The sequence below is a fragment of the Desulfatiferula olefinivorans genome (assembly GCF_054657895.1).
This window is the reverse complement of the sequence record NZ_BAAHXV010000001.1, coordinates 122,972-142,004: the sequence shown is the minus strand read 5'-3', so window position 1 is coordinate 142,004 and position 19,033 is coordinate 122,972. Positions and strand designations below refer to the sequence as shown.

The window sequence follows — 19,033 nt, the reverse complement described above, 5'->3', positions numbered from 1 at the left end:
ATGGACCACGAGGACATTCTGCATCGATGTTTTCGCTGCGGTTACTGCAAATTACCCGGCAATTATGTGGATATCAACTGCCCGTCCTACCTGGCCTTCCGCTTTGAAACCTATTCCCCGGGGGGCCGGATGTGGCTTTTAAGGGCCTGGCTGGACGGAAAAATCGAGGCGGGAAACCGGTTCGCGGACATCATGTTCTCCTGCGCCGCCTGCGGAAACTGTGTGGCCCATTGCGCCTTTCCCGAATTCAGAGACCGCCTGCTTTCGGCCTTCACCGCCGGCAGGGAGGCCCTGCTGGACGCCGGAGTTGCCCCTTCCGCCGTGCGAAACTACCTGACCACGGTGCAGCGCCACGGCAACCCCTACGGCAGGTCCGTCAAAAAAGCCGAGCGCCTCGGTCTCCCGGCCTATGACCATCAGGACTACCTTTTGTTTATCGACGATGCGGGCACCTACGATCCCCGGGGCCGGGAGATGGCCCGCTCCGTGGGACGGATCCTCGAACGCGCCGGCATTTCCTTCGGCGTCATTGACGGCGAATGCCTTTCGGACGGCAACGATGTCCGGGCCACCGGAGAAACGCTGCTGTTCGAGAATCTGGCCAGGCACAACATCGGCGTTCTGAACACGCACGGCGTCAGAAAAATCATCACCCTGTCGCCCCACAGCTTTCACGCCCTGAAAAACGATTATCCGGCCCTGGGCGGCACCTTCGCGGTCTTTCACTACACCCAGGTGCTGGCCTTTGCCATGGCAAAACTGACCGTCACGCCGCCTTCGTCCCCCCTGCGGGTGACCTTCCACGACCCCTGCTACCTGGGCCGGCACAACGGGGACTATGTCTCCGCCCGCACGATTCTGAAATCGTTGCCCGGCCTCACCCTGACCGACATGGACCGGAGCGGTAAAAACGCCCTGTGCTGCGGGGGCGGCGGGGGAAATTTTTTCACCGACCTTCTGACCGGCGGCGCCGAAACCTCCGCCCGGGTCCGGGTCCGTGAGGCCGCGTCCACCGGCGCCGACATCCTTGCCGTGGCCTGCCCCCTCTGCGCCGTCATGCTCGAAGACGCCGTGAAATCGGAAAATCTGGACCATACCATCCGGGTGATGGAGGTATCCGAACTGGTCGATCAATGCCTGTGACGGGATAATCGTGATCATCCGTTTCCCCTCCTCATCGCGTTTCGCGGGCGCGAAACCCTTGAAGCCCAGGTGAAAGGTTGATATAAGGCCGCCATGGGACGACCGCCTTACCGTTTCATTTTTTTTTCGTTTCGCGTAACCGTCAAAAACCGCTCCACCAACCGGGAAAGACAGCCTATTGAAATCCCCGTCGATCACCTGGCTGAACCGCTTCATGAAAACCGCCGGACCCTGCCTGGGCCTGTCCGTCGGGCTGGGGTTTTGCGCAGGCACGGTGCTCATTGTTCAGGCATCCGTGCTGTCGCGGACCCTCCATGAGGTCGTGGTTGAAGGGCATGGCCTTTCGGCGGTGATGCCGGGGCTGTGGCTGATTCTATGCCTTGTCTGCGTCCGGTCGGTCCTGATGGGGCTGGCCAGACAGGCTTCAGGCCTGGCCGCGATCAGGGTCAAGGAAAGCATCCGGCGCCTGTTGTTTGATACGATTGAACGAATCGGCCCCGTCAACCCGGCCGCCCGTTCCGCCGGCGATCTGGTCACCCTCACCGTTGACGGCGTGGAGTCCCTTGACAACTATTTCTCCGGCTACCTGCCCCAGCTGGCCCTGGCCGTATTGATTCCCCCGGCCATTCTGGCCTTTATCGTTCCCATCGACTGGGTGTTTGCCCTCATTCTGATGGTGACGGCACCCCTTATTCCCTGTTTCATGATCATGATCGGCAGCCGGGCTGAATCGCTGAACAGAACGCAGTGGCAGACGATCAACCGCCTCAGCCGCCGGTTTCTCGACGCCGTCCAGGGCCTTGTCACCCTCAAAATGTTCAATGCCGAAAAACGAGAGATCGACATGGTCAGAACCATTTCCGATGAATACGGCAGAAACACCCTGTCCGTGTTGCGGGTGGCCTTTCTGAGCGCCCTGGCCCTTGAATTCATGGCGACGGTCAGTGTGGCGCTGGTCGCGGTGCTCGTGGGGTTCAGTCTCCTCCGGGGAGAGCTTGATTTCGGCTCAGGCTTTTTCATTCTGGTCCTGGCCCCGGAATTTTACCTGCCCCTGCGAAGCCTGGGGACCCATTTCCATTCCCGGATGTCTGCGGTTGCGGCGGCCGAGCACATGCAGGCACTGATGAGCCTTAGCGAAATCAAACACGAATCGGGCCGGATCGAACCCTTATGGGAAACGGTTGCCGTGCGGTTCGACCGGGTTTCCTGTGACTATGAAACCGGCCGCGAGGGATTGAATAACCTCAGCTTTGAGGCGCCGTCCAGAGGGCTGACCTGCCTGACGGGAGAAAGCGGCCGCGGCAAAACCACGGCGCTGCGGCTGATTCTGGGCCTGATCCGGCCGGATTCCGGCCGCATCACGGTCAACGGCATCGACCTGACGGCGCTGAATCATGACGCCTGGCTGACCCGGACCGCCTATCTTCCCCAACGGCCCCATCTTCTTGGCCGGAGCGTTCGGGAGAATATCCGGCTGGGCAATGCCCGGGCCACCGACGACGAGGTCGAGCGGGCCGCGACCAGGGCGCGACTGAACAAGGACATCCACGCTCTGCCCCGGGGCTATGATACCATTCTGGGCGAAGACGGCCAGGACCTTTCCGGCGGCCAACGCCGGCGCCTGGCCCTGGCCAGGGCCTTTGTCCGGGACTGCCCCCTGGTGCTTCTGGATGAACCCGGAGCGGGGCTGGACCGTAACAACAGGGAGTTGATCCATGAATCGGTGATGGAACTGGCCCGAAGCCGGGCCGTGATCATGGTCACCCATGACCGGGACATTCTGCCCCGGGCGGACAGGGTAATTGTGTTGCCGTGACGATTTTTTTCAGACTCCTCAAACAAATGATGCCCCAGTTTCGATGGCTGCTTTTAGGGCTCGCCTGCTCGGCGGCAACGCTTCTGGCCAACGCCGCACTTCTGAGTCTGGCGGCCTGGTTTCTGGCCTGCATGGCCCAGGCCGGGATCAGCGGGGTCTTTTTCAACTATCACCTGCCCGCAGCGGGCATCCGGGCCCTGGCCGTGGTCCGGACCGTGGGACGATACGCCGAACGGCTTTTTTCCCATGAAGCCACCTTCCGGCTGCTGACCTCCCTTCGGGTCTTTTTTTTCACCCGCCTGGAACCGCTTGCCCCGGCGGGGCTCAGCGACCTGCACAGCGGCGATGTCTTTTCCCGGATCAAATCCGACATCGACAGCCTGGATGAATTTTACCTGCGCATGATCCTCCCGATACTGTCGGCCCTGACGGTCCTGACGGTGCTGTTTGTCTTTGTATGCACTTACAGTCCTTTTATGGCGCTGTACCTGGCCCTCGTGTGGGCCGCGGCCGGCATGGCCCTTCCCCTTTCAATCCTTCGCCTTGGCCTGTCCTCAGGCAAAAAAAAGGTCGCCTCCCTTGCCGCCATGCGCATTCTGACCGTCGATTTGATCCGCGGCCTCGAAGAGTTGATCGTCTTCGGCCGGAGCAGAGATCTCTGTTCCGACCTTGACCGGGAAAACAGGCATCAGACCGCCCTTTTGTCGCGTCTGTCCCGTCTGGAAGCGTTTTCCGAAGGCGGCCTGGTCCTTTTGACCGGCCTTGCGCTCTGGGGCGTGCTGATGATCGCGATTCCCCTGGTGGAGCACGGGACGCTTTCGGCCGAGGAGCTCCCCATGCTGACCGTGCTGGCCCTTTTGAGTTTCGAGGGGATACAGCCGCTTCCGTCGGCCTTCAAGGCCTGGGGCAACATCCGCGCATCGGCCGAACGCCTTTTTTCCATCATCGATCAGCGCCCTGCGATCAGAGACCCCGAACAACACCTTCCTGACCCGACAGAGTGGGGCATTGAATTCAACCATGTTCACTTTACCTATCCGGGAAGGCAACGGCCGGTTCATGCCGATTTCAACCTTGCGGTCAAATCCGGGGAAAAACTGGGTCTGATCGGTCCCACCGGCTCGGGAAAAACCAGCCTCATCGGCCTGCTGCTGCGATTTTATGAGTGCGGGCAGGGCGATATTCTTCTGGGCGGACAACCGATTACCGGTTACGCCTCTGAAAGACTGCGGTCCTTTATCGGTGTGATTGCCCAGGACACCTATCTGTTTAACGCGAGCATCCGGGAGAATCTTTCGCTTGCCGATCCGGAGGCGCAGGACGAGGCTCTGTATGCAGCCCTTAAAACCGCCAAGCTGGATGATTTCGTCCGCTTTCTGCCCCAGGCCCTGGACACCCAGGTGGGCCAGGCAGGGATCAAACTTTCCGGCGGTCAGGCCCGACGGCTGGCCATTGCCCGGGCCTTGCTCAAGAAAGCCCCGATACTGATCCTCGACGAACCCACCGAAGGCCTCGACCCGGAAACCGAAACCGCCCTCTGGCAAACCCTTGAAACCGTCATGGCCGGAAAAACAGTCATCCTCATCACCCACCGCGACGCAGGCCTCGCCTACATGGACCGGGTGGTTTCCCTTCAACCCTGACGGCCTTCGGAAAACCCTTTGCCTGAAACAGAGTCGACCACCGCCCGGATTTTTTGTCTCTTTTTTCGATGAAATCCTTCTGCATGCGTTTTTTCAACGCCGCCTGGACCCCGCCCACGGATCTGAGCGTGTGTCTGTTCATGGCGTTTGCGGACGGAATGGACGTCAAAGGCTCTTTGGCGACGGCCATCACCAGGGCGATCTGTTGGGGAGCAAGGCCGGGAAGAATGGCTTCGAACACGGTGGCCTCGCTTTGAATCATGGACCGAAAACCGCCTTCGACGTCTTTAACGCTGATTTTTGTGGGAGGTCTGTCAAAGGGGTACGCAAGCTTCTGGGCATAATCCAGAAGCTCCCGCTGTTCTTTTTCACGGTTCCAGAAGGGCACGTCATGGGGGAGGCCCTTGATGGTAAAGGGGTTTTTCATAATAAGCCCGACTGCTTAGAGCACTCTCTTTAATCAACCAGGCGGAAATTCTGGCTGAAAAGATGAGTGATATAAATGCCGCGATTCCGCTTGCTGAAGAAACCCTCAGGATTTTTAAAGAGCTTGGTATGGAGAACGAAACAAAGTATGTCATGGATTTTATTGCGACGTATGCATCATAAAAACAGGCCCATCTTAATTAGGAGGACATTGAGTTGCTTTTCAATAAGCTCAAATTAGTTTTTTATTGTGTGAGCTGACGCCAGGACCTGTGGTATTTTTCAAGCCGTTGAATGGTTTTGTCTGATAGAATTGAGAGTCTCGTGATATCCATGTTGTCTTTTAAATCAGCCAATTTGACTTTACGGGCAATGGGATTGTCCTTTATTTTCCTTATATATTCATCATAGTCAGCCTCATCATCAAAGCGAGTCAGGCATAGAACTGCTGTGATAATCTCATCGGGAAAGCCTGCTTCACGTAAGGTGGCCTCAGTTCTATCGGTATCTTCGATCACATCATGCAAAATCGCGACGATTTTTTCTGTTTCGGTGTCCATTCCCATCATGACCCGCAGGGGATGTAAAATATAAGGGGCTCCCGCTTTATCTTTTTGATCGTAGTGGGCCTCAGCAGCGATTTGAATCGCTTTGGCTAACATATCCATATTTTGAATTTACCTTTTGGGTATAAGTTTGAAAGCTATTGTCTGTGAATAATTTCATACCCGCGTTCTTTAAGGAGACGCGGAATTTCAACAACCGCCTGGCGGTCCCACTCGCGAACCTGTTCCGGCAGATCTATCCATGGCACCAAATAGGGAGTGCGCTTTTTGCTAACATCCCGTTCGCCTAATTTCCAGCCTTCAAGAATTCGTTCGACGTTCCACCGTCCATGCTCAATTTCGGCTAAATATTCGATCTCAGCTTTGGTGAATTTTTTTAATTTGATTGTGCCAGTTTGTACTTTCTTAATAGTGCAGCCAATTGCATCGAGTTTCGTAATAATGTGATCTATCTGATGAAAATTTGAAATTTTTAGAGAGTCCGTGAGATTTTCCCAATCTGCCATAGCCGGATCATTAACAAGGTATCTTTTCTTTTGATTCTCTCTATATTGATTATGGGCTTCTTTGGCCATTTCATCTCGGTCTTCAGAAATAAGATCGTTTGATCGTTTCATGGGTTGTACAAAAATTCTGACGGATTGAGGATCATTGGGTAATTCGAATAGATTGGGAACGTCAATCCAATCTGCATTATTAAAAATTTCTGTTGCTGCCCGGCCACTTTCCTTTATTATGCCTACTTTTGCGCCCATAGCCAGCGCCAGGCGATATTCAAACTGGGAAATCTGTCCGCCATTAATACCAATCAATTTAACATCTGATGGATTAATCCCATGGAAGAGAAGATCAATCCAGGTCTGAATGGGTTCAAGGGCGGAAAAACCAGCTCCGTCGGTTTCAATCGTTTCAAAGGAATCGTGAATTCTTGCATCAGAAGGTACTAATTTGGGAATGTAGGATTTTTTTTGAATCAATACATTGTTTTCACCGCCAAGATCTCCGATAAATCCGCTTACACCTGAAGTTGTGCCACCGGCATATATAATACCCTGATAACCGTCAAAGGCCTTTTCCACCAAAAGTTTAAAATCTTCTATTTGATTGTCGAATTCATGATCGCAACCACCGGCAATGATTATGACCGGATCGGATACTTTGACTGAGGATATGTTTTGGGTAGCTATTATAGAGAGTTCTTTTAATTTTTCTTTATTGACGAATTTTAGTGCTTTATCCAAATCGACGGATATTTTTTTAAGTGCGACTTGAATGTTTTGGAATTCGAGGTTTTCTGGTGATTTCTGATCTTCCGGAAAAGCAGAAATAGAGGCTTCGAGAGCTTTTTTCTTAGCGATCATGCCGTTTGCCATTTTGATATGTTTTGCAACCTTAGTGACCAACAGAAATCGTTTTATCCATTCAATGTTGATTCCGGCTTCATCAAGATCTCCCCTGCTCAGTGAGTTTTGCAGGTCTTGAATTATGGATAAGGTCTCATCAATTTTAGATACCGTGTCACTTTTTTGAATTGCGGTGGCGAATGCGTTCAAACTTTCATATGATCTGCCAAGAAGTAAGGAAAACATTCCAATGTCATAAAAAGCTTCTGGAAGGTAGACCCCTACGTTTGCAAGGTCCCGGCAGACAGAAATTCCTTTTTCGAGACTGGGGCGGATCAGAGGGATAAAATCGAAATTTTTTTCACTGATAATTTTATGGACAACAAATTTACCAAGAACTCTTGGCTCCGACGGAGCCACTCTAAATGCGCTTTCAAAGTATGAAAGTGCTTTTGACTGTTCTTTTTCTTGAATATGAATGTCGGCTAAGGCGACTCGGGCATCCACATTTTGAGCATCAAGAATGATTGACCATTCGATGTATTTCTTACCTTTTTTTTGTTTACGTTGATATTGGGCGAATCCAAAATCCATCAGTAATTCGGAAAGCTTTATATCTCTTGGAAATCCCTGACGGGTTGAAAGGGTATCATTTTTTGTGTCGATTTTATCGGTGGCCCTGGCCTTTTGATATGATTTTAGCTCTTTGCATTTTTCAGACGTTTCCCAGGCGATAACAAATTTTTTGAGTACTTCTTCAGCAATGTCCCATTTTTGTATAGAGATGGCCAAACGTGCTATTTGATGGGCCAATGTCCGGTTTTCAGGGTCAAACGATAGCACCATATTCAGTTTGTCTAATTCTTCTACACGCTTTTCACGTGTCATATAGGCACCAAAATAAGTCCGGTAATTTTCAATTCCATGAATGGTGCGAACAAACTCATTGTCAGAATTTTCAAGTGTTGCCGCAATTCGATTGGTATCACGTACCCACTTGGCAGGAACATCAAAATCACTTTTATACACCCGATCATGGGCAAAGACAGCCCATGCATGCTGCAACAGTGTTCTTACTTGAATTTCCGCCTTGTATTTGGGGCCTGGAGATAATTTGTCTCGGTCACACTCCTCAGCGGTTCGATGCTGGTAAAGTGTTGCTATTGGGTTTTTAATATTAGCGCCTTGGGGGCCCAGATTCATATCCTCAAAAAGAGTTTCGACTTTGTCCTTATTTAAAGAGACAATAAAATGTACCGAACGATAACCAAACTGACTGACACCCAGTCGGCTTGCTACATCCTCACTGTTGGCTTCGTCAATATCGAAATACTTACGAACAAATTCACAAACAGGTTCAATATCATTCGAGAAGTCAACAATCACCCTTGCCCCACAAAGATCAGTGAATTGATTTACAGGGTCTTGACAGGTATTTTGTTTACGAATTATTTTTTCAGCAAAATTCGGTTTGCCTTTGGCACGTGTGCTGATCAGGGCGTTTATACCTAAACAATGCATTGATTTTACAAACACCTCATTTATAAAAAGAGCAAATTCTTCATAGGTTTTCTGCACTTTCGAATAAGCTTCGACCTGTTTCTTGATTTTCTTTTTCGTTTCTTCAAATGCGTGTGTCATAATTATCTCCAAAAAATTCTGGAACATTTTTTAAATGATCAACTCCGTTATCGTTTTACAAAAAAGCATCTTTCTGGTCCTGTTTCAAACGATCCAAAGTTGGACTGCTTGAAATGCAGTCCTTGAAAGCGCCCACCCTGACCCTGAACCAAATCTCATGATCGGGTGCCATCCATGTGACGCGGTAGGCGGCATATCCCTTTTCTTCAAACCAGCAAACCATGGAGTCAGCCTCCTTGGCTTCTTTGAAGGAGGCAACCTGTATAGCGTACTTGAACAAGACCGGATCCATGTTAAGTGGATCGACCTGGGTTGTGACAGGTGGTACGATGGCCCAGAGTGGGAGGCCCTTTTCAACCGATTTGGAAGGGGACCGCGGACCCCGGGCCTTATTTGATGAAGGCCATTCGAGTTTTTTTGCTCAATCACCTGATTGTTTTTATGTTTCATGGTCTTAGGTGAGTTGACATTTCTAATGTCATGCCTTTTTTTATTCAAGTCCTCTAAAAAGTTGAAGTTGTCGCTAATGCTCTCTATTTCAGTCATGGTGTTTTGATTGTCTGCTTCAACCAAGCCGGACATTTCAAAATACAGGCCGTCCTGTCCCAGATCAATCCGGACCATCGAACGAATCGGATCTCATTGGTCGCCGACTTCAAGCGCCGCTTCCAACAGTTGAACGTTCGGGTCTTACGGTTGTACTGACGGCAAGACTCCGCCAGGGTCAGTGAACTGCCTTGCCACGGTTCAATGTGTTTCTCCCAAACGCATACTTCCTAACACTCGCCTTACGAGACGTCTTCATCGTGAGCCTCCTTAAAATTATTGGTTGCTCACTCTTCGAATATCAGGCCAGGCTTGTGAAGATGGGGTTTATTGAGCGCTTACGATCAATATCCAAAAGAGTGTATATCAAGATTAGAGGAAATGGATATTGATTTTTCTATCAATATATACAAAACTCAATCCCATGAAATCATAAATCAACCCGATGACAAAGCATATACCATGGATATTAAACACATCCAAATAAAATAAAGACGGTGCCAAGTGGTAAAAAGCAAACAAAAATCGCGTACTTTTAAAGAATGGTTCTCAAATATTTTCAGAGTGATACTAAACGCTGCCTTGTCAGTTCTAAGCTTTTTTTTTAGAAAAGGATTGGTCGTGAAATGGCCATTGCTGTCACTTATGGCGATCGCAAGTTTCATTATTGGGTGTTGGGGGTTCTATCGTGATCAGCAACTTCCAATAACCGAGTCGGTTTATTGTTCTTTGTTATTATTCGTCATGGAAAGCGGTATGGGCTTAACTGGACTGAAACTGGAAATCGCAAGGTTCATGGCGGCGGGTGTCGCGGCATACACGATTTTTCTTACCATTTTGCATCTGTTTCACGATCGTATTCGTATGTATCAACCAAGACTTTGGCGTGACCATGTTGTTCTGGCCGGTTTGGGGGAGATCAATTTACAGATTATTAAGGCATTTCGAGACAAAAAGGGGCATGATTTCAGGTCGGTTGTCGTTATCGAACGTGATGAAACGAATCCATTAATAAAAAGTGCTGAAGAAGCCGGTGCCATTGTGATCATTGGGGATGCGACCGATCCATTTCTACTAAAAAACAGCGGTATTTTAAGGGCCAGATATCTGATTGCAGCTTGCAGGGAGGATGAAATAAACTTTGAAATTGTGTTTCAACTATCAACAATTTTTAAAGATGAAAGCCGCAATAAGAACCAAGACCCACTCAAAGTGTTTGCACATTTTTATGATACAAAATTTGTAAACCTGCTCATGAATCATTCCATAATTGATGAGTCAATCAATGCGATTGATTTTTCTATATTCAATAAATTCGAGTATATAGCCAGGAAATTTATCAATAATTATCCACTTGATTACGAAAGACTCGACGATACTGACAATCGTTATGTCCATTTGATCCTGATCGGATTAGGCCGGATGGGTGAGGCCTTGTTGATGCAGACTTTAAGGATTTGCCACTATGCCAATAAAGCGAGAGTCAAACCCCGTATAACGATCATTGATAGAAATATCGATCTGATAAACAAAAAGAAATTACATTTAAACACATTAAATGTGCATGAGATTTGTGACATAGATTTCATTCATTCAAACATTGAAACATTGGATGTAATGGCGAACCTCATCGAATGGAGCAATGACCCGTTAGCTATACCCACAATCGCTGTGTGTTTCGCAAATGAACACTTTGGGATTATGTGCTCCTATAAGCTGTTTGAAATCATCAATGGCCGTTGCCCAATCTATGTCCGAATTTCGCAAAACAAAGGTCTGGCAAGTCTGTTGACTCAGGAATCGACGGTGTCAAAGAATAATAGCTCGGCTATTCAGGACAAAAAAATTATTCCATTTGGAATGATCGAAAATTTAAACGTTCAGGAAGCTGTTATGCATGAAGATCTTGATCAGTTGGCAAAAACTATTTTTTATGATTACGAAGCTAAAACAAATCGTAATGAAGTGACACGGTCGTGGAAAGAGATCTGCGCGTGGGAAAAAATCTCTAACCGTGCTCAGGCAGACTTTATTGATGTAAAACTGCGTGCGATTGGATGTTACGCAGCCGTTAAACCTAATACATCTGACGACGAGGAGGTTAATAATTTTTCAGCTGAAGAAATTGAATTGATGGCTAAGATGGAGCACTTCCGATGGACTGCTGAACGTTTTTTAGGGGGCTGGAAGAAATATGATGGGGAAACTCCCTGGGAAGACTTGTCTTCAACCATACAGCAAAGCATAAAAAACAACCACAAAATGTCCCCATACCTCGTTGAATGGGAATTATTAAGTAATGATATAAAAGAATACGATCGGGAGTCTGTAAGAAATATATTTAAAATCATATGCCATTTAGACAAAAAAGTGTATCGCTGCGGCTTGTGATATATCAAATATTTCTATGTTGTTTCAGGTTGTTATCTTAATAAGATTGCAACTGTGTTGATATTTTTCAAACGTAACGTTGAATGAATAGACGAAAACATCAAGGCTTATGCTATTTAGGTGTTCATTTGACTCAATGCTGCGTCAAGATTGCCTCTGACAGCAGCTGTTTCTTGATGCTCCGCACCATATAGTGCTTCGAAAATGGCAACGGCTTTTTTAAAGTTGGTAGTTGCTGACATAAAATCATTGTTTTTATAAAAAGAAATGCCTTGGGAATTTAAGATATTTGCTGTCTCGGGATGATCTGCCCCATTTTGATCGATTGAAATGGATAGAGCTTTTCCATATAATTTGATGACTTCGAAACTGTTGTGATTGTTTTGACGGTCTAACAGATCTGCAAGGCTTTTTAAGCTGTTGAACAGGTCCAGGTGGTTAGGACCCAACACGTGCTCTCTTATTTTAATCGCTTGTCGAAAATAAGTTTCGGCTTGGGCAAAGTCGCCTTTATTTAATAGCACCGTGGCTAGATTATTCGTTGAGGTTCCGGTTTCAGCATGTTCCATTCCATGTATCTTCTGCATAATCATCAAATGACGTCGGCAAACGGGTTCGGCTCGGTCATAGCTCCCTAAATGGAAAAAAACTCGGGCCAATTTTAACATGCTGTCTATTGTATCGGCGTGATTACTTCCGAAATTTTTTTCTCTTATTTCAAGGACTCTTTGAAATAAGGGATCAGCATTGATGTAATCCCCTTTTTCAAATAAAATTTCTGCGACATTCATTAGCTCTAACGCAGTATCGGGATGATCATAACCCTTCGCCTTCTCCGTAATACTCAATGCTTGTTGGTATAAAGGCTCAGCTTCTTCAATGCGATTTATGTTTAATAACGTATGCCCCAGATTTTTAAGATCATTAATAATATCCTGTGAGTCTTCTCCATATTGTTTTTGACGGTGATTCAGCACATCTCTCAAAAGCGATTCCGCATTTTCAAAATCGCCTTTTTTCCGTAAAATACTGGCCAGGTTACCCATGAGCGTTATTGTGTCCTGATGTTCTGAGCCTTTTATCTTCTCAAGACTCTCAAGGGATGACCGGTAAAGGGACTCTGCCTCATCTAATTGGCCTATGTTTTCAAGGGATATCGCCAATTGATTCATCGTGACGGCTGTATCTTCATGATCCAGGCCGACAGATCTTTTTCGGGCATCCAGAATTGTGCGCTGTAATTTTTCCGCCTGATCCCACTGATTGTTGGTAAACAATAAATTGGCAAGCCTGTTCATGGTTTCCAGTGTGTCCGGATGGTCAAGGCCAAGGTTTTTTATATTGCTGTCAATCGCCTTTTGAAGGCTTTCTTCAGTCTCTATTGTTTCCTCTTGGTTTTGATACAGTCGATTAACGTTGTCACTTATCGTCTGGGTATTGGGATGATTTTCCCCTAAAACATTTGTCATGATAGATAGTGCGTTTTTGTAGAGTTTCTCTGCCTCATCGAGGGCGCCTTTCCGTTCCATTGAAATGGCAAGGTCATTCATGGTATAGGCTGTATCCACATGGCCAACACCAAGTGTTTTTTGCTGCATTTCAAGCACACTCTGGAGTATGGAAATCGATTCATCTATCTCGTTTTCATCGCGTAATGTTTGTCCTAATGTGCCTAAACTGGATAACGTATCCGGATGCTCTGGCCCTAAAGCAGTTTCACGAATAGTGAATGCTTTTCTGAATAACGAAAGAGCACCTGAGAAATTTCCTTTGTTTTTCAGGGTGTGGCCTAAATTGCTGTACCAGGTGGCTGTGTCAGGGTGCTCAGGTCCGTTTTGTTTTTCAACGTATGATAGAATTTTTTGGCATATGGGCTCTGCTGCATTGAAGTCGCCTTGCTTATAATATTCCATAAATTGATCAATAACCGGTTGGAGTGCCTCCTGATAACCTTGTTCAATTGCGTTGATACGGATATCAAAGGCCTGCTTGTTTAATTGCTCGGCATCATGGCTGTTTCCATTCTCCAGCATAACCTTGGCCAGCTGCTCCAAGCAGGAGGCAAGGGCCGGATGATAATCGCCAAGTGTACGTTTAAGGATTGAAAATACCTGCCGGTAAAGACGCTCTGCTTCGGTTAAATCCCCTTTTTTAAGGAGCAGATTGGCAACCTGGTATAGGGAAAGGGCGGTGTCGTAATGATCTTTTCCCAAATTTTTTTTTCTGAGGTTAAAGGCATTTTTGTGGCAGTTAATAGCTTGATCCACAGCCCCGGTCTGTTCCAGGGCATTACCAAGATTGATATAGCAGTCAGCTATATCCGGATGGTCTTCTCCCAATACCTTTTTACTGAGTTTAAGCTGGCTGTTGTATAAAGAGACCGCCTCGTCAGGATTGCCCATTTGTAACAGTGTATTGGCCAGGTTGTGAATACCATTAAGGGTATCGGTGTGTTCAAGACCCAGTTCTTTTTTGTAAATAGCAAGTGCTTTACGGAATAACGGTTCAGCCTTGTCATATTTTTGCTGATGAAACAGGGAAATACCTAATCGATTCATGGAAAAAGAGGTCTCAACATGGTCTGGCCCCTTCTGCTTTTGGGTTAGTTCAAGTTCTTTTTGATAATAAATCTCAGCTTGGGCATGATTGCCTTTGGCTGAATAGTTCCCGGCAAGATTGCTGATATGAATTAAATAGTCCGAATGATCCGGTCCAACGTTTTGTTCGAACAGCTCCAAAGCCTTCTGATATAAGGGCTCCGCTCCCTCATAGTCGCCTTTTGTATCGAGGAGGACAGCGAGGTTGTTGATACTTGTTGCCGTATCAGGGTGTTCAGGCCCCAAAACCTTTTCCCTAATTGCCAGGGCTCGACGGTATAGCGGCTCTGCTTCATCATCTTTACCTTGGTCATTTAAAATATTTGCCAGGTTGTTGATACTTGCGGCCGTATCTGGGTGTTCGGCGCCTAAATTTTTTTCCCAAATTGATAGAGCTCTTCGGTATAGAGGCTCGGCACCAACATAGTCTCCTTTTTTAATGAGTAAGTTAGCCAATGTATCGATATTATATGCTGTTTCTGAATGTTCGGGGCCTAAAATTTTTTCCCGGATAGCCATGGCTCTGCGACAGAGTGTCTCAGCGCTACCATAGTCTCCCTTCTTTTCAAGTAGATGCATTAGATTGTTGAGGCTTGTAGCCGTATCCAAGTGCTCAGGATCATATATTTTTTCTAAAATGGCCAAAGCACGTCGTTGAATTGACTCAGCGCCATCATAATCGCCTTTTTGTTCAAGCAGAGTAGCTAAGTTGTTGAGACCAGCGGCTGTATGTTCATGCTCAGGCCCCAGAGTTTTTTTCCATATGGCAAGTGCACGTCGCAACAATGGTTCTGCATTTTCATAGTCTCCTTTATCTTTGAGTAATATCGCTAAGTTGTTGATACCAGCGGCTGTACGTTCATGCTCAGGCCCCAAAGTTTTTTCCCATATGGCAAGTGCACGTCGTAACAATGGTTCTGCATTTTCATAGTCTCCTTTATCATTAAGTAACATCGCCAAGTTGTTCAGGCTTGTAGCTGTTTCCTGATGTTCAGAGCCCAAAAACATTTCACTCACCTTCAAGGATCGTCTGTAATGCCTTTCTGACCCTTCATAGTCTTTTTTTGAGTGAAGTAAATTTGCGATATTGTTATGGCTTGCAGCTGTAATTAAGTGTTCTCGGCCATGGGTTTGTTCACGGATTTTTAAGACACGTCGATAGAGCTGCTCTGCTCCTTTGTAATCTCCTTTACGTTCGAGCTTAGACGCTAATTTGTTAAGTTTTCCCGCTTTATTTGAGTCGGAGCTTTGCATGACACGTTGATAAAGATGAAGGGAACCCTCATGGTCACCTTTATCTTCAAGTAGCCCCGCAAGGTTATTGAGACATATTGCTGTATTCTGGTGCTCAGGACCGAGGACCTTTTCGCATATTGCAAGGCTGTGACGATAAAGAGACTCAGCGCCAATATGATCACCTTTGTTTTGGAGCAACTGCGCCAGGTTGTTTATACTTGTGGCCGTATTTGGGTGTTTAGGTCCCAGAACCTTTTCAGTAATTGCTATGGCTCGACGGTAGAGCGGCTCAGCTTCATCATAATTGCCTTTGTCATTTAGAATATTTGCGAGGTTGTTGATATTTGTGGCTGTATCTGGATGCTCCGGTCCCAGAACTTTTTCACAGATGGCAAGCGCCCTTCGGTAGAGAGGTTCTGCGCCATCATAGTCTCCTTTGCGTATGAATAATGTTGCCAAGTTATAGATACTTGTGGCTGTATCCGGATGCTCGAAGCCCATAATTTTTTCCCAAATGGTCAGCGCTCGTCGAAAGAGAGATTCTGCGCCCATATAGTCGCCTTTTTCAGTAAGGAGCGTCGCCAGATTTTGGATTTTGCCAGCAGTGTCAGGGTGTTCAGGCCCATGAATTTTTTCACAGATGGCAAGCGCCTTTCGGTAGAGAGACTCTGAGCCCTCATAGTCGTCTTTAGTAGAGAGCAGTATCGCAAGGTTGCTAATACTTGATGCCGTATCCGGATGATTTGGTCCCAGAACGTTTTCACGGATGGAAAGAGCCCTTCGACTTATAGACTCTGCCCCCTCATAATCGCCTTTGGTTGAGAGCAATAGCGATAATGTGTTAAGACTTGTGGCCGTATCTGGATGATTTGGCCCTAATACTTTTTCACGAATGGATAGAGCCCTTTGGGTGAGAGCCACAGCTTCTTCATAGACGGCTTTTTTAAGTAGTAAGTTTGCCAAATTGTCAATGATGCTGGCTGTTTTAGGATTATTTGGCCCCAGAACGTTTTCACAGATGGCAAGAGCTCTTCGTAAGAGAGGTTCAGCTGCAGCGTAACTAGAAGCGTCATACAAAAATTTAACAATTTGATTTATAACATAGATTTTATTCTCGTCAGAATAGTGATCTGAAATTATTGATTCCACCGCATTGGTGTAGATCTCACCCATGTTGTAATACGGTGACAGGGCGTTCCAGTATTGCAAAAGCTCATATTCCTTTTTATCCGTATCCAATGCTAAAAATACATCAAGATTTCCGATGTAGTCTTTAAGTTGATCCCATTCTCGGGCTTGCCACAGTAACCAGGGAAGTTCGTCAAGGCTGCGATCGATTAAGGGGGCCTTTTCAAAATAACCGGCAAGGGTTAAATGGGCCTGTTTTTTTAAATCATCGTCTTTCAGATAGCGTTTTTCAACAGCTTTGCGCAGATAATCATGGAAAAAGTCAAGAAGACCGGTCCGATTTACCAAGTGGTTTTCTATGGCATTGAATAACGGGGTCCAGTACAGAGCGGGTACACCTGAGATCTCCAATACTTCCTGTTCGGACAAACCCCTGCGGGAGGCCCAGATGAGCGAGAAAAGTTCTCCCACCATGCCGGGGTGATCCTTTTCATAGTCGCTTTCAAACCGTTTGAGAACCGCTTCGAAAAATTCAATGGGGCTCTGGGTTTTGATATAATAGTTGATCCTTTCTTCCAGTTCCTCGTGAACCCCGAATAATCGAAGTTCATCAATCAGGGTTCTCAAAATCAGAGGGTTCTCAGATTCCGGGTCTTCCGCGATCCGGCTGACCATATTTTCAGGCAGTTCTTTGGTATAAAGCTTTAAATAAGACCGGATCAGATCTTTTCGGCCATCAGAGGTTAAGGGGGAAATAACCCTTTCTCCATAGCCACGATTTCGTATTACGTCCAGGGTATCACCTTCAAGGCATGAGACAATGACTCTTATGTTTTCCGGGATAAACGCAGGGAACCAGCTTAAAAATCGTGCCTGGTCTTTGTCTTCAATCTGGTTCAGGGCATCGAGGACCAAAATCCAGCGTTGCCCTTTGGGGGTTGAGGCTAAGAAGAGGGGGAGGGCTTCAACGAGTTTTTCCGGTTCAGTGGGGATCTCGAGGCTCAATCCGAACTGATGGATCATCTCCTCCAAGATTCGCCGGATCAAGGCGTAATGATCAGAACTGTCCGGCGCGCCGCCGATAAAGTGGTACAGGATATAGTCTTCAGGATGTTTTGCCTGGTATCGGGCGATCCAGTTGGCGATCAAGGCGGATTTACCCATGCCGGACTCTCCGGTGATCACCAAGGGCGAATCCGAGCTTTCAACATGGGCATCCAGCGCATCCATATGGGGCTCGCCGCCGATATATATGGATAACCGGCTTCGGGCAAAGGCCGCATGGTCCATGCGGACCTGTTCCAAAGGGGTAGGTTTTTCACCTTCCGGAAACTCTGCATCGAAAAAGGCCATAAAATCCAGGGAGATCAGGTTTTCAAGATGGTGAATATCATAGAACTCCATGTTTGGATAACCGGAGTTTCTGATCTCTGCTTTCAGGTGGTTGAGTTTTTTAGCCGAAGCAGAGTTGGGTGATTCTTTGAATTCATCCGGAGTGGCTTCGGGATGTCTTAGATAAAAAAAAGCCCGGGTGGCCATGTCCGGCTTTCGAAGAACACCGTACTGGATCTCCATTTCCGTGATGCTGCGCTGTTCGTAAAGATCATCCTTCACCCAGGGAAACTCCTCGGCGAGGCCTTTGTTTGTATGGTATTCCGCTGTTTCAGGTATCCATCCGTATCGTTCGCCCAAAAGTCCGAGAAAATAAGGTCTACACCGGTCAATCTCACGCAAACAGATATGGATTACCTGTCCCTGCTGGGCCTGCTCTTCGGTCACGCCCCACCGCAAGTCAACTTCAGTCAATTCAACCCCTCTTTTCCGGCAGGCTTTGCGGAGTTTGGGAAATACTTCTTTTACCAGATGATCCCGTTCGACCATCATGTCACGAAAGGTTGATGATACAAAGACCCGGATTTCCCGCTTTTTTTCTTGAGTATTTAGATTGATCATCGCGTTACGTCCTCAAATGGCCCAAGGGTATGGAATTGGTATAATGCGTTAACATTTAATCGATATGAGTCTGAAGAATAATTAATGACCACCATATTTTTACAGCTCTTTTGTGTCAATCAAAAAATGATATAGCTGGAATCATTGATGATCTTCATTTTATTTATTGACTAAGCAAAATAGATACCATGGAACCGCATAACAATAATTACGGGTAGTGATATGGTAAGTAGCAAGCAAACGTCTTCTTATTTAAAAGAAAGCTTGACTCAGGCCTATGAAATCATAGCCGGCCCAAAATCAATGATGTCGGAATGAAAAGATTTAAAAACGGTTATACGATTATTAAAAAGAAAATCTGGTTATGCACTTCGCTCAAGTTCAAAAAAATTTGGCACGGATTGACCTGATCTGTCAAAGGGCTACGGTATACTGCCTCCAAGATAAATCAAAGGGGGTAGCCAATGGAACAATTCACGATTACCGATGACTTTCCCAACAATCAAGTCGAGTTCGATGAACGGTTTAAGACAGAAGAAGCTTGCCAAGCCTACCTATTCCGGTTGCGTTGGCCAGATGGTTTTATGTGACAATACATCTTACT

9 protein-coding genes and 1 pseudogene are annotated in these 19,033 nt (G+C 47.0%); 4 read left to right on the top strand and 6 right to left on the bottom strand.

Annotation, left to right across the window (positions count from 1 at the left end; translation table 11 throughout):
* From ACYQ11_RS00540 to cydC, 3 genes are all read left to right on the top strand, one after another.
* Entirely contained in the window at positions 1–1,143 is a 1,143-nt protein-coding gene (locus ACYQ11_RS00540) for a (Fe-S)-binding protein (RefSeq protein WP_459921777.1), read from the top strand.
* Between the two features lie 178 nt (positions 1,144–1,321).
* On the top strand, positions 1,322–2,959 hold the full coding sequence (gene cydD / locus ACYQ11_RS00535; RefSeq protein WP_459921776.1) for a thiol reductant ABC exporter subunit CydD: 1,638 nt from the start codon (positions 1,322–1,324) through the stop codon (positions 2,957–2,959).
* A complete protein-coding gene (gene cydC, locus ACYQ11_RS00530; RefSeq protein WP_459921775.1) occupies positions 2,956–4,602 on the top strand; it encodes a thiol reductant ABC exporter subunit CydC in 1,647 nt (548 codons plus the stop codon). Before cydD ends, cydC begins: the two co-directional genes overlap by 4 nt.
* On the opposite strand, the gene ACYQ11_RS00525 is transcribed toward cydC, so the two are convergent.
* The 5 genes and pseudogenes from ACYQ11_RS00525 to tnpA all read right to left on the bottom strand — a co-directional run.
* A complete protein-coding gene (locus ACYQ11_RS00525; protein ID WP_459921774.1) occupies positions 4,544–5,029 on the bottom strand; it encodes a hypothetical protein in 486 nt (161 codons plus the stop codon). The two genes, cydC and ACYQ11_RS00525, sit on opposite strands and share 59 nt — an antisense overlap.
* Before the next feature lie 244 nt (positions 5,030–5,273).
* The gene (locus ACYQ11_RS00520) at positions 5,274–5,696 is read right to left on the bottom strand and encodes a GTP pyrophosphokinase (RefSeq protein ID WP_459921773.1); all 423 of its coding nucleotides are present in this window, start codon (positions 5,694–5,696) and stop codon (positions 5,274–5,276) included.
* Positions 5,697–5,731: 35 nt separating this feature from the next.
* On the bottom strand, positions 5,732–8,578 hold the full coding sequence (locus ACYQ11_RS00515) for a RyR domain-containing protein (protein ID WP_459921772.1): 2,847 nt from the start codon (positions 8,576–8,578) through the stop codon (positions 5,732–5,734).
* Between the two features lie 55 nt (positions 8,579–8,633).
* Entirely contained in the window at positions 8,634–8,870 is a 237-nt protein-coding gene (locus tag ACYQ11_RS00510; protein WP_459921771.1) for an SPOR domain-containing protein, read from the bottom strand.
* Between the two features lie 250 nt (positions 8,871–9,120).
* Positions 9,121–9,333, bottom strand: a pseudogene (gene tnpA, locus ACYQ11_RS00505) (IS66 family insertion sequence element accessory protein TnpA); the annotation flags it as partial.
* Between the two features lie 295 nt (positions 9,334–9,628).
* Here tnpA and ACYQ11_RS00500 point away from each other — a divergent pair.
* Positions 9,629–11,515: an NAD-binding protein gene (locus tag ACYQ11_RS00500; protein ID WP_459921770.1), complete on the top strand. Its 1,887-nt coding sequence runs from the start codon at positions 9,629–9,631 to the stop codon at positions 11,513–11,515.
* 116 nt (positions 11,516–11,631) lie between these two features.
* Here ACYQ11_RS00500 and ACYQ11_RS00495 read toward each other — a convergent pair whose 3' ends face one another.
* Positions 11,632–18,429, bottom strand: coding sequence for a tetratricopeptide repeat protein (locus ACYQ11_RS00495; protein ID WP_459921769.1), 6,798 nt, complete (start codon positions 18,427–18,429; stop codon positions 11,632–11,634).
* Positions 18,430–19,033: the final 604 nt, after the last annotated feature.

Coding starts and splice junctions, on each gene's coding strand:
- ACYQ11_RS00540 (WP_459921777.1), top strand. CDS start 1: ATGGACCACGAGGACATTCTGCATCGATGTTTTCGCTGCGGTTACTGC.
- ACYQ11_RS00525 (WP_459921774.1), bottom strand. CDS start 5,029: ATGAAAAACCCCTTTACCATCAAGGGCCTCCCCCATGACGTGCCCTTC.
- ACYQ11_RS00515 (WP_459921772.1), bottom strand. CDS start 8,578: ATGACACACGCATTTGAAGAAACGAAAAAGAAAATCAAGAAACAGGTC.
- ACYQ11_RS00520 (WP_459921773.1), bottom strand. CDS start 5,696: ATGGATATGTTAGCCAAAGCGATTCAAATCGCTGCTGAGGCCCACTAC.
- ACYQ11_RS00495 (WP_459921769.1), bottom strand. CDS start 18,429: ATGATCAATCTAAATACTCAAGAAAAAAAGCGGGAAATCCGGGTCTTT.
- ACYQ11_RS00510 (WP_459921771.1), bottom strand. CDS start 8,870: ATGGATCCGGTCTTGTTCAAGTACGCTATACAGGTTGCCTCCTTCAAA.